The 13,292-nt window shown below is 34.2% G+C and carries 12 protein-coding genes; 2 read left to right on the top strand and 10 right to left on the bottom strand.

Annotation, left to right across the window (positions count from 1 at the left end; genetic code table 11):
* Nucleotides 1-4 precede the first annotated feature (4 nt).
* Nucleotides 5-1,621, top strand: a complete 1,617-nt coding sequence (locus tag KWG70_RS03665; protein ID WP_230934643.1) for a S8 family peptidase — start codon at nt 5-7, stop codon at nt 1,619-1,621.
* 22 nt (nt 1,622-1,643) lie between these two features.
* Nucleotides 1,644-3,509, top strand: a complete 1,866-nt coding sequence (locus KWG70_RS03660) for a M1 family metallopeptidase (RefSeq protein WP_230934642.1) — start codon at nt 1,644-1,646, stop codon at nt 3,507-3,509.
* A gap of 49 nt (nt 3,510-3,558) precedes the next feature.
* On the opposite strand, the gene KWG70_RS03655 is transcribed toward KWG70_RS03660, so the two are convergent.
* The 10 genes from KWG70_RS03655 to KWG70_RS03610 form a co-directional block, all read right to left on the bottom strand.
* Nucleotides 3,559-4,707 carry a succinylglutamate desuccinylase/aspartoacylase family protein gene (locus KWG70_RS03655; RefSeq protein WP_230934641.1) on the bottom strand — a complete coding sequence of 383 codons (1,149 nt, stop codon included), beginning with the start codon at nt 4,705-4,707 and terminating at the stop codon, nt 3,559-3,561.
* Between the two features lie 47 nt (nt 4,708-4,754).
* Nucleotides 4,755-6,605 carry a CBS domain-containing protein gene (locus KWG70_RS03650; protein WP_230934640.1) on the bottom strand — a complete coding sequence of 617 codons (1,851 nt, stop codon included), beginning with the start codon at nt 6,603-6,605 and terminating at the stop codon, nt 4,755-4,757.
* 141 nt (nt 6,606-6,746) lie between these two features.
* The gene (locus KWG70_RS03645; protein ID WP_230934639.1) at nt 6,747-7,385 is read right to left on the bottom strand and encodes a peroxiredoxin-like family protein; all 639 of its coding nucleotides are present in this window, start codon (nt 7,383-7,385) and stop codon (nt 6,747-6,749) included.
* Between the two features lie 27 nt (nt 7,386-7,412).
* Nucleotides 7,413-8,021, bottom strand: coding sequence for a hypothetical protein (locus KWG70_RS03640; RefSeq protein ID WP_230934638.1), 609 nt, complete (start codon nt 8,019-8,021; stop codon nt 7,413-7,415).
* Between the two features lie 116 nt (nt 8,022-8,137).
* Nucleotides 8,138-8,569 carry a phage holin family protein gene (locus KWG70_RS03635; RefSeq protein ID WP_230934637.1) on the bottom strand — a complete coding sequence of 144 codons (432 nt, stop codon included), beginning with the start codon at nt 8,567-8,569 and terminating at the stop codon, nt 8,138-8,140.
* An 18-nt stretch (nt 8,570-8,587) separates the two neighbouring features.
* On the bottom strand, nt 8,588-9,010 hold the full coding sequence (locus KWG70_RS03630) for a TIGR02594 family protein (protein ID WP_317206743.1): 423 nt from the start codon (nt 9,008-9,010) through the stop codon (nt 8,588-8,590).
* 308 nt (nt 9,011-9,318) lie between these two features.
* A complete protein-coding gene (locus KWG70_RS03625; RefSeq protein ID WP_230934636.1) occupies nt 9,319-9,822 on the bottom strand; it encodes an endonuclease V in 504 nt (167 codons plus the stop codon).
* Between the two features lie 123 nt (nt 9,823-9,945).
* Nucleotides 9,946-10,188, bottom strand: coding sequence for a hypothetical protein (locus KWG70_RS03620; RefSeq protein ID WP_230934635.1), 243 nt, complete (start codon nt 10,186-10,188; stop codon nt 9,946-9,948).
* Between the two features lie 320 nt (nt 10,189-10,508).
* Entirely contained in the window at nt 10,509-10,892 is a 384-nt protein-coding gene (locus KWG70_RS03615; protein ID WP_230934634.1) for a hypothetical protein, read from the bottom strand.
* Nucleotides 10,893-10,903: 11 nt separating this feature from the next.
* Complete coding sequence (locus KWG70_RS03610; protein ID WP_230934633.1) at nt 10,904-13,198, bottom strand: hypothetical protein; 2,295 nt, start codon at nt 13,196-13,198, stop codon at nt 10,904-10,906.
* Nucleotides 13,199-13,292 lie beyond the last annotated feature (94 nt).

Below are 13,292 nucleotides of genomic sequence, written 5' to 3'. Positions count from 1 at the left end.
AACTATGAAATACACAATTAAACCATTAATCTATTCATTTTTCCTTTCAGCTATTTTATGGAGCTGTGGATCAACAACAGGAGTCCTTTCGACACCTATAGAAAATATAGATACATCGCCTCTAAAGGAATCTGAACTTACCGAAGCAGAACAAAATACTTGGGCACATCTAGATTTGGTAAAAGATACCATTCCAGGAATGAGTGTCGATAAAGCTTATACAGATATTATCAAAGGCAAAAAAGGTAAAACCGTTATTGTTGCTGTTATAGATTCTGGTACAGATATCGATCATGAAGATTTAGATGATGTCATTTGGACCAACAAAGATGAAATTCCAAACAACGGAAAAGATGACGATAACAACGGTTACGTTGATGATATTCACGGTTGGAATTTTCTAGGTGACGCTTATGATGAACAATTAGAATATGTAAGAATTGTTGCTACAGGAGACCCTTCAGCTCATAGATATGAGGAAGCAAAAAAGAAGTATGAATCTGAATACCAAACATGGGTTGGAAGAAAAACCCAATATGATCAAATTGCACAAGCGGTAAATAATGCCGATGAGACATTAGCCAAGCACCTCAACAAAACAGAATATACTATAGAAGATGTTAATGCTATAAAATCTGAGGATCAAAATGTGATGCAAGCGGCTCAAATTGCTAAAAACATCAATCAAAATGGTCTGTCTATGGCTGATGCAAAAAAAGAGCTTAAAAAAATTCAAGAACAAGTTAATGAGCGTTTAAACGCCAACCTTAATAAAGACCTAAAAGGTCGCAAAACAGGTGATAATCCAAACGATTTAAACGACAAGCCTGGTTATGGTAACAACAACCCTAGACCATCGAGGAAAGATGAAAGTCATGGAACACATGTTACAGGAATTATTGCAGCTGAACGCAATAACGGAAAAGGAATGAATGGTGTGGCAAACAATGTTCAAATAATGGCTATACGATCTACGCCTAATGGAGATGAATATGATAAGGACGTTGCTTTAGCGATCCGTTACGCCGCTGATAATGGTGCAAAAATTATTAATGCAAGTTTTGGAAAATCATTTTCTCCTCACAGTGAATGGGTTAGGGATGCTATTGTTTATGCTGCTGAAAAAGATGTGCTATTTGTACATGCCGCTGGAAATGATAGTGCCAATATAGATGTGGCTAAAAACTACCCTAACGATGCTGTTGGTACTGGACCTGAAGTTGCCGATAATTTTATCACTGTTGGTTCACTAACACAAAGTTATGGATCTGATATGGTCTCTGGTTTTTCTAACTACGGAAAAGTAAATGTTGATGTATTTGCCCCGGGAAGTGATGTGTATTCAACAATGCCAGAAAACGAATATGATCTCAATAGTGGAACATCTATGGCTGCGCCAAATGTAGCAGGTGTTGCAGCTTTAATTCGTTCGCAGTATCCAAGTTTAACAGCTGCACAGGTAAAGAAAGTTCTTATGGATTCTGGACTTCCTATAAAAGCTAAAGTGACTGTAGGTGAAAACAATGAGGTGAAATCACTTTCGGAAATTTCGACATCAGGAAGAATTGTTAATGCTTACAATGCATTAATTATGGCGTCTCAGATGGCGAATTCAAAATAATTAAGACTAAATCTCAAAAATTATGAAATTTAAAATTGGTTCAATAGTGTGTATGTGTGCTGTATTATTTTCTTCGGAAATTGAAGCACAAAGCAACACCATAACTTATAAGAAAGATGGATTCTGGCAACAGCAAGCCGACTATTCTATGAGCATTGATATGGATGTAGAATCTTATCAATTTAAGGGAACACAAACCATAAAATACACGAATAATTCTCCTGATGTACTAGACCGTGTATACTATCATTTATACTTCAATGCATTTCAACCTGGAAGTGAAATGGATGCTAGGCTGCAAAGTATACAGGATCCTGACGGAAGAATGACCACAAATATTGGAACCAAAGAAAACCCCGTTTTTGAAAGTCGTATCTCGAAATTGACTGAAGACGAAATGGGCTATATCAAAGTAAAGTCGTTACAACAAAACGGTAAATCTTTAAGCTATGAAATTGAAGGTACTGTTATGATTGTAAATCTTAGTTCTCCTATACAACCTGGCGAAACAGTGAATTTTGATATGGAATTTGACGGACAAGTTCCTGTTCAAATCCGTCGTTCTGGTCGTAATAACAAAGAAGGTGTATCTCTATCTATGACGCAGTGGTATCCTAAATTAGCCGAATACGATGACGAAGGCTGGCATGCCGATCCCTATATTGCTAGAGAGTTTTATGGTGTTTGGGGAAACTTTGATGTTAAAATCACTATAGATAAAGATTATATTATTGGAGGTACTGGTTATCTTCAAAATGCTGACGAGATTGGGTATGGCTATACTGATGCCGATGTTAAGCATAAAGGAAAAAAACTTACATGGCACTTTAAAGCGCCTAATGTTCATGATTTTACTTGGGCTGCAGATCCAGATTTTATACATGATACGATGCAAGTTCCTAATGGACCATTATTGCATTTTTTCTACCAGAATACAATGCCAGAAGATAAGCTAGACAATTGGAAAAAATTGCAACCAAAAACAGCTGAACTCATGCAGTATTTTAGCAAGCATATTGGCGACTATCCTTATGAGCAATATTCTGTAATTCAAGGAGGAGATGGCGGAATGGAATATGCCATGTGTACACTTATTACTGGAGAGCGCAGTTATGGAAGCTTAGTTGGTGTCACGGCACACGAAATGGCACACACTTGGTTTCAGTTTTTATTAGCTACAAACGAAGCAAAACACGAATGGATGGACGAAGGGTTTACCAGTTACATTTCAGCTTTAGCCATGAACGAGGTTATGGATCGAAACGCTGATAACCCAGTAAGTGGATCCTATCGAGGTTATGTGTATTTAGCAAATTCGGGAGTGGAGCAACCTTTAACTACACATGCCGATCGCTATAGTATCAATCAAGCCTATGGGATTTCGGCCTATAGTAAAGGTGCTGTATTTATTGCACAATTGGGTTATATTATTGGTGATGACAACTTAAAGCGAACCATCAAAAAATACTATGATGACTTTTCGTTTAAGCACCCAAAACCAATGGATGTGGTTCGCACCGCAGAACGTGTTTCGGGATTAGAATTGGACTGGTATTTAATCGATTTTGCACAAACAACCAATACCATAGATTATGCTGTAAAAGGTATAGAGGGGAATACGGTTACTTTAGAGCGTATAGGAGTAATGCCAATGCCTATCGATTTAACTGTAACCTATACTGATGGTTCTACTGAAGACTATTACATCCCATTGCGTATGATGCGTGGTCAAAAGCCAAGCTCAGCAACTGTAAAAGCCGATTGGGCTTGGGCACACCAAACTTATAGCTTTGAAGCTTCTAAAACTGTAAAGTCTGTACAGATTGACCCTAAAGGTATGATGGCTGATATTAAAAAAGATAACAATACATTTCCTGCTTCAGAATAACAAAGACATAACATAACTATTAAAAAGCCTCAGTAATAACTGAGGCTTTTTAATACCATATTTCGTTTTTATAGTCTTTAGATTTTGAAGCACGCTCTCTATTGTAAAGTAGCACGTGGTTTGCATTTAGTTTTTTGTTTCGATAGCCTAATAAATGAAAAATAGATTTTGCAAAAAATTTCGCCACTTTTAAATTCACTTTAAGCGCTTCTTTTTTGTTGTTTTCCCATGATATTCCAGGTAGAACTACCAAGAGTCCATCAAATTTTAAACGTCTTAATATGGCAGAAAGCTTCAAAAAAAATGGCTTAATCGTTTTAATAACAAAAAAACCTTCACTGCCTTTAGATTGGTACAACGGCATAAATAATCGCGCATTATATGATGACTTTATCGTTTTTTGATTACTTGTGGCTAAAACCGTTTCTTTAGTAATATTTTGAAAGCTTTTAAACCCTTCTTTCATTTTAAACACCTCATCCTTTTGTATCTGATGTAAATACACCACTTCAAAAATATCTGATACTTGTTGGGCATTAGATTGTAGTTGCTGGTAATAATTTTCAAAGGTATCAATGTGGATACGATCTATAATTTCGGCATAGACTAAGGTTAAATATATAAATGAAATGCAATTGTCAATAGCCTCTTTTTCGTCGTGTTGTCCAGACTCGAAACCAAGAGATACATAACCCAATTCGTTGATATAACTTAATAGAGGACCATTTAAATATTCTTCAATGCCTAAAACTATAGGTACAGGAAATAGTTTTGAGAACTTTCTATTAATCAAGGCATCATTTATTGTTATGAATGGTAGTGTTTTACTGGATGTGGTATGAAAATCTATAAAATAAAAAGGACCTGAATTAGATGCTATAATCTCTTCTAACAATTGAAACAATTCTAACTGTTCATGTTCTTCACTATTAAAACTAGTTTTCTTCTGAAGGGCTCTTAATTGTTCTTTCGTCCAAAGTCTATTAAGATCCTTGTCTAAGTAACGCTGATTGCTTTTTAACGCTTGAAGATTACCAGAAACACCATAGATGCTGCCGTGAATGATATCTCGATCTAAGGTTTTTAAAACGGTTTCTAAAGCAAAAACACCAGCCGTTTCATTGCCGTGAATGCCTCCAAAAAAAACAATGGTTCCGCCTTGATGATGTCCTTTGATATGCTTAATTATTCGATTCACAGATATTATTTTATCCGCAGCTTTACTATAGACTTTCGCCATATATGCTAGAGGTCGTTAGATGTTAATATGCCTATTAATTTATGTCCTTTAACTACAGGAAGACAGCCAATATTATTGGACTCCATTAGTTGCTTTGCGTCTTCTATAGATTTCTCTTTGGTTATCGTAATTAATTCCGTTTTCATAAAATTTTGAACACATTTCGTGCTATCTTCTATTTCAGAAATATGATTTTTAATATCTGTCCAACTCAACAAGCCAACCAAATCCTTTTTTCTGTTTATTACAGGCATATGGTGAATGTTTTTCCATTTCATCATATGAGATACGAGTTCTAGACTATCTTTTTTATCTACAGAAAACAAATCTGAAGTCATTACATGCACTACTTTTTTATCAATATCAAATGTTGTATGCGCATCTTGGTCTAAGACTTCCCATGTTGCGACAGGATAATCATGTTCCTGCTTTAGGTACATGTTGGCTGTTAATACTTGTAAAGCCTCGCTTCGCTTTTTAGATTTTAAAAGATTCCTATAGCTTTTAATTAACCATTGTGATCCATTGTGAATCTTCACTCTATTCACAATAACTGTAAGATAGTTCTCAGCATCTTCAGGAGAAATACCCATTTTATAAAGCCCTCTGTAAGCCATTGGCAAGAGTTCATTTAAAATCAAGTCTTGGCTACATATGATTTTCCCTTTCCAATTAAATTGAGTGGCCATTCCGTATCTGGCTGCAGCAAAAAAGTTGGACTTAGCGTCCTTAAAATCCATTGTCTCATGGAGGTTGTCATCAGATTTTCGTCGACCCACCATTAATCCTACCCAAAACATCATGTTGGCAATCTCATCTTTCATTGTTGGTCCTGATGGTATGTATCTATTTTCGATTCTTAAATGTGGTTTTCCGCCACCTACACCATAACAAACACGATTCCAACGATACACGGTTCCGTTATGTAAGGATAAGGCTTTCAATTTTGGAATCTCTCCATTAGCTAACATTTCGACACTGTCTTTTTCAAATTCGGCCGTGACCAAACTTCTAAATCTGGAGATGTTGTCTTTAAAGATATCTGTAATGCTTCCTGTTTCCCAATTGTTTCCAAAACTGACTCTAGATTGTTTTTCATTTAATAAAAATGAATTCGCTCTGGTATCAACACTTTGCGTAAATAAGGCAATTCGTGTTTCGCTCCAGAGTTCTTTTCCGAAGAGTAAAGGCGAATTGGTACATACGCTTAACACAGGTCCAGAAATGGCTTGTGCCCAATTATAACTTTTAATGAAATCGTCTGGATGAATTTGCAAATGTGCTTGAAAACTCGTGTTGCAACCTTCAAGCATTACGGAGTCATGGAGTAAATTAAGTTCGTCAACACCTTTAATATGAATATCAAAATCCTGTTTTCTAGATTCTTTTATCGCGTCATTTAACACATAATAACGTTGGATAGGCGTCATGTTATCCAAGCTTATATGTTTAAGCGATAGTGTAGGAAGAATGCCTGTGAGGGCAATTTTTGTATTGTATTTTTCGGCTGCTCTTTTAGCTTTACCTAACAACTCTTTAAGTTGGTGATGTAGTTGTGAAAAACATGTGTCTTTAAGCTCAAAAGGATCTAGATTGATCTCAAGGTTGTAGTTTCCTATTTCGGTGGTAAAATGCTCGTCGTCTATCTCTTTTAGAATCTCGAGCGCATTATGATGTGGTAAAAACTCATCATTAACTAAGCAAAACTCTTGCTCGGCACCAATTCGAATTGGCGCCTTTTCAATCATATCGTTTTCAATCATATAGTCTAAAGCCTCGATGTCTTTAGTAAGCTGATGGATATAATTTGCCTTGTCTTTCTTTGTTGAAAGTTTAGTGACATTTAAATTTCCCATGACCTGACTGTTTAAAATAAGATTAAAGTTACTTTAAACTTTAGGCATAAAATATGACTTAAGTCATGGTTTGAAGGTCATGATATATTAAAAAATACAGCTAAAATGTTTGTCTTAGCGGTACTTGTACTTGTTTTTTGTTTATAAAGCCTCCAATATTGCTTTAGGATCGGCACGCAACTTATAATCTTCTTCAATAAAATGATAGGTAATTTTTCCTGAAGGATCTATGACATATGTTGCCGAAATTGGCAGCTCATTATTATCATTTTGCTGGCTTTTATTTAAATCAATTTTAAATCGATTAGCATACAGAGCTACTAAATCTTCTGGTAATTGATATGCCAAGTTTAAAGATCTTGCAAAACCGTTGTCCTTATCGGTTAGAACTTCAAATTCTAAATTGTTTTTTTCAACTGTAGTTAAAGAATTATCAGGCACTTCTGGACTTATAGCCACCAATTGTGCGCCTCTGTTTTTAAATTCTGGTAAAGCATCCTGCAGGGCTCTTAATTCGATATTGCAATACGGACACCAACCGCCTCTGTAAAACGCAACAATCAAAGGACCTTGCTCTAAGAGTGTTTTTGAAGACACCTCAACACCTTTGGCATTGGGTAAATTAAACACAGGAAAAGCATCTCCGGTTTTCAAAGCCTTTGTCGTAAGTTCTGAAGCTGATAATTCATCAATAGCGCCACTCATAATCAGTTTTACGACTTCTGGGTATTTGGCGGCAGATTGATCTGCATGTGCTTTTAGTATTTCGGTAAGTGACATATATTTCGTTTTCAGAATTGGTCTCTGTTATTTAAATAACCTAACACCAACACCTAAGTTATGTGTTGGCTGTTGCCATTGATTTAGATTTGCTCTGTAGCTTATAAACCATTTTCCTTTTCGGTTATATTGCAAGCCAAGACTTATATTGTCAAAACGGTTTTGATTGCCTCCTATTTCAGAAAAAAGATAGAAGCCACTTCTATAGGTTTTTGGATATTCGATGGTTTTGGTAATTATAACTTCTCGAGGTACTTTTAATTTGTATGAGATCTCACTGTCTAAAAGGTTACCTTCTACAAGGTTGTAACTAAAGATATCAATGTCATCATTACTCAATGTGTCTTTATAAACTTTAGCTTTGAGCAATGTTGACGATTCTTTGGTTGTTGGAAGATTCTCATGAATGACACTAACATCCTCACGATCTACATAAACCGTTTGATATTTTAAGGTTTGTACTTTAAAGGTGTCTACTTTGGTTTGCCAAACCGTATCTCTAACGATAGTGACTTTTGGAACCTCTTCAAGATTGGGAGTTGCTTTGCTACATTGTTTGGCTAGTAGATTAAAAATGACGATTGCTAGGATTATCAAGAGTAATGTTCTTTCTAAGGATATATATTGTGTTTTCATTGTTGCAGATTTAAAATGTCGTTAACGCTTATTTTAGATAAGCCTCCACTCTTGGTCTATTTCGTTTCCTGAAACAAGACCAAGAATATCATTGGCTTTTGGATGTTTTTGTTACTTTACTCAGAATCGGGTTTTGATTTCGATTCATCATCTTCTGTAAGGGTATCTATGGTATCCTTAAGTGGTGTTAACTTGATTAAGTTGACAAGAGCTTTAAAGGGGTTTACACCATAGATGGCATTGTAGTTCTCTAAGATGGATTTGATCTCGGTAATAGCGACAAATCCAGCGATGATCTTTAAAAATGGTACTTCATTGACAATGTATTGTTCTAAAAAGAACGCTGCCAAAATGACCAGGTTGTAGATAAAGAACTTAGAAATGGTATGTCCAATTCTAGAACTACGAATAGGTATGTGATTTTTAATAGAGGCATAAGCGCCTGTAATAAAATCGACAATGATTAAAAACACCATTGTTACCATAACTGCATTAACAGGAGATAGGAGTGCTAGTAACCAAAACAAAAATTTGATTACTTTTTCCATATCTATTGTTTTTATAGGTTATTTAATAGGTGCCAGTTGTCTATAATCTAACACTCTACGTTTCGGATATGCTTTAATGCATACCATGTTTCGCTGGTTTCCTCCAAGAACGTACACATAGTTTTTTGTTGCTTTAATGAAGAAGCCAACATGGCCTTTCCAACTGTTTGGTGATTCGCGCCAAAACACGACAATATCACCTACTTTTGGCGTTGCTGTTGATGTACCCATACGCAACCAACTTCTAGCGGTTAACTTGCCTGAATATTCATATCCGGAAGTTTTAGCTACCCAATTGGTAAAGGCACTACACCAAGCCGTTTCGTCTTTAAGTTTTGATCCATTAAAACCAATGTCATTAAAGTATTTTAAAATTCTAAGGTTGTCTTTGGAGCCAACAGTTTCCTTAACGCCATACTCTGATAGCGCTTTCGTAATCATGTTCATCATTTAAAATAGTATTGATTTAGGTGAATCAATATGTATTCACCTTTGGAAACACTGTATAATAATTTACACATATGTTTAAATTAATTTTAAGTAGACCAAACTCTATACCGTAGATATCTTATGTTGTTTGTTTTCTTAACCAGAATTGGCTATATCTCGATTTTATGAGTTTCCACTTAACACGAATTGTAATTAACTAAGGTTAAACCTTGTTAGAAAAGCGAATACAAATATAATCATATTACATAACTTATACAAACATTTTACAAAAACATAGTGTTAAATTTTGTAATTTGTTGTTATTCTGATTTAGTGATGGTATCGAGTGTTTTGAGAAGTGTTGGATGTCTATGATTGCCATGCATCTCTTTGATAAATTGTGCTGCAGCGTCTAAATCGATACCAATTGCTGAAATGTGAAGTGGGTTATTGCTTGTTCCTCTATAAACCTCTTTGACAGTGTTTTTATTTGCATGAAACGCACGTTTAGCAATACCAATAATTGGAGTTTTATTTTCTAAGGCTTGATACAAATAACCGCCTAAACCATACCGACCGTCGTTATCCACATACACATGACCATCTATTAAAATAGCATTAATACAGTTGAGATCTATTTTAGAGATGACCTCTAGCAAACAAGGCAACTCACGTTTGTAGAACTCCCCAGGTTGGTAAGGCGCGATATGCTCAATAGTTTCGATAAGTGTCTCTTGAGGCTCGTTATCGCTTTTATTTAAAAAGGTGAGACCTACGCTTTTGGCGTAGTTGGATTTATAGTGAACATCTAAGGCTAGGTACATGGGTTGTATTTAGTGCCCTAAATTACGATAACTCAATAAAAAAGCACACATTAAAAGATGTGTGCTTTTATCATCTTATTATTTATATGGATTTGTAATCCATGTTATCAGATATACAGAAAACTACTCTTCAGAGTTTTTACTTAAGTAATTTATTCCCTTTTGAGTGATAGCATATTTGTCGTTATCATTCTGTATAACTAAATTTTGTTTTTCTATTTCATTCATTTTATTTACTAAAAATGAACCAACATATTCTTGTTCTCCTTTGACATTAACTAAATATCTATCTAAAGTTATTAGGCTACTATATGTTGTTCCTTTTTCTTTGTTTTGCAAAAGAAATTCTAATATTTTTATTTTCATTTTTATTCGTTTTATGGGTAAAAATCTTCTGTTTTAATACTTGGGTGATATAAATTTCGATTACCTAGGGCATCTGATTCTGATAATTTAGAATCCTCTAGTGTTGCTTTGTGTGCATCATTCCACAAATCATACCCAAGGGATTTGAAATTCTTGCTCTGCAATTCGTGCTCTTTATAATATATTGGTATGTGTTTAAGTATAGGGAATTTATAATAATTCGTGTTAAGAAAAAAAGCACACATTAAAAATGTGTGCTTAATTATTTTTTGTTATTTGGACGAATATGCACGAAATAAACAGTTCATTTTATATGCTCCTTATGTCTTATGTCTTCTTATTCGAACTTGTGCTTTGTAATTTTCGTGAATATAATTTCTGATTTCTTCTTGTTCGTTTTTGCTTATATTATTTGCCCATCCAATATAAGTTTTATTAAACGAAAAAATTCTCCCTATAGTTATAAAAACTTTAAAAAACCCATCAAATTGTTCTTGTAATGTTTTATGTTCTGACAAATTATATTTCTCAGATAATTCTTGTTCTAAAAACACTAGTTTATGCCATAACAATAACTTTCCGTTTAAAGAATAAACAGTAGCTTGGCCATACTTATCAACAACATCTTTCATGTGTTTTTTAGGTTCTCGTGTTTTACTGAACTCAATCATCTCATCTATAATCTCTTTAATTTCTAAATTCATAATTTTCTTTTTTAATAGTTAGTGTAAATAAAGTTCAAAAGATCGTCTATTTCTTTAAAATCAACATTAATCTGAGTCGCTTCCTGAAAAGCTCTCTCATGAAAAAATGCTCGTTTTTCTATTTGGTAAACGTCACCTTTAAACCCATTAATATCATCTAAAGTATGAGTGCCTTCATGCACAATTTCGCTCATAAATTCATCAACTGGTTTTGAGGATCTAAAATAGTTTCTGTCCCCTATATTAAACGCTTCAGTAGCTTTAGCTTCATCTAATGTTTCTCCATATTTCATTAAAAGTTTTTCAAATTCTGTATCGTCAAGAATTTTAATAATCATTTTTCCTTCATCTATTAGTTTAGCTATTCTATTAGCCTGTTGAGTAAACCCTTTTAAATTTTCAGATATTTCTTTAAGACTAAGGTTCGTAATACTCTTTCCTTCCCATTTTTTAACAAATTGTTTAAATTGAGCTGTTTTTTTAGTTTTCACACCATCAACAACCTTCTTACTCTCATCAAGCAATTCGTCGATATTTTTGGTTAAGGCATCATTGTTTTTAATTTGAGTTTTTACTCGTGAGCCATACTTCAAAATACCCTTTGCTAAATATACAGAAATCATGCCACTTCCGACGCAAAAACTAATTAATGGCCAATGGGCTACAAACCACTTTCCTGCTTCTGTTTTACTTAGTGCTTTTTTAATCTCTGGGCTTAATAATGCCAAGTTTATTGTGCTTACTGAAATATCAATTATGGCAAATACACGAGCCACACCTCTAACACCAGCTGCTAAAGCGCCTCCACTTAAAACAATACTTACTAAGTCTATTACTGCAAAGGTTGCTGTTAACACGTCTGCCCATTCGCCTTTATCTCCTAAGTATTTAGCATATAATGCAATTGTTGGGATCTTTACCTCTTCTTTTAGTTCTTCATCATATCTAGAAAGGTAAATAAGATCTAAAGGGTGAAAAAAATTAGATTCGTTTTTAGGGTTGTTAATCTCCTCATCTCCTGCAAAAAAATTATAGATGTTTATCCCTATATATGGATAAGGTAAAATAGGTGTTTGTTTTTCATTTACTAATTCTACCTTACCACTTGGGTCACCAAATAAAATATTAGATTCTATGTGAGTGTCTTCATTTAAACTAAATTTTCTTGCTCCATCTAAAGCGCCTTTTCCTTTTTTATGAAGTGCAACCACAGTTAAATATTGGCAGAAGCTCTCTATAAGCGCATCACCATCAAAATTATCTAACAATTCTAAGAGGCTTTGTGGGTTTCTATTAAAATAACTATAGACATCTTCAGGGTTTAAACGACTTAGAATCGTTGTGATTGATTGTGTCGTATCATAATACCATGAGGAACCATCCCATCCGTTTAATTGGAAAATATTAAATACTGTTTGATCAAAATCTAGTTCTCTCGCTACAAATGTTGGTATATTAATATATAGCCATTCTAGTTCGCCAAACTTTTTAGCATTAAGTCGTTGCGGACTATTAGGTATAGCATTTTCTAATGCATTAACTTTTGCTATAGCATCAATAAACGCTGATGAAATTTCTTTTTTAAAGCTTGAATCCTCTCTATAATTTAATTCACATAATCTCAATAATGCTTCAAAATCTGAATAATACGATGTGCTTATTGTGAAGGCAATGTTGTTTTTATTATTTCTTTCATACACGCGTTTTCTATCAACATAATAATAGTGCAACTTGTAACTTACTTTTCTACGCTCGTAATCAAACTCAAACTCTAACCCATTTGTTAAATCTGTATCATTATCTTTTTTAATGTTTACAATATTAACTTCTGTGTTTAGTCGTCCCTTTAGCCTTAAAACATGTTCTCCTAATAAGTTTTCTTCTCTTAAAGGTACTTCGGTTTTAACCACCTTTTTTTCTTTAATTGAGGTATCAATGCCCGCTTGACGATCAAACTTTGCATCTTCACCAAAGGAATAATTACGTGTTACTGTTATTGTCTTGTGGCCTATATAGTTTTTCCAATTAAACTCGGCATCTTTTTTACCTAAAATTAATTGTACTAGTTTCGGAAAATCTATGTCATCATCAACATAGTTTGGTTTATAAAAGGAGCTGCGTTTTTTTAATGGAGAAGCGAGCGCCATCTCATTAGTAATATCAGTTAAGCTTGTATCACCTGAAAGATCATCTAGAGCATCCAATCCATTATAATTTTCTTGAAGCTGACTAAAATCTAAAAAACGCAATCCATCTAATTGGTTTTGACTTTCTTCATCAAAGTCATCTGTTATATTTGTTATCATAATCTTCTTTTTAATTGTTAAACTGTTTCCGTTATAACACACCTTATCCTGTTCCGCGCTTTCACTAAAAAGCGCGGAAGGATAAAATTTTGCT

Origin of the sequence: Psychroserpens luteolus (assembly GCF_021032705.1) — a bacterium.
GTDB classification, from domain to species: Bacteria; Bacteroidota; Bacteroidia; order Flavobacteriales; family Flavobacteriaceae; genus Psychroserpens; species Psychroserpens luteolus.
The sequence above is the reverse complement of the archived record's forward strand: the minus strand, read 5'-3'. Positions and strand labels throughout refer to the sequence as shown.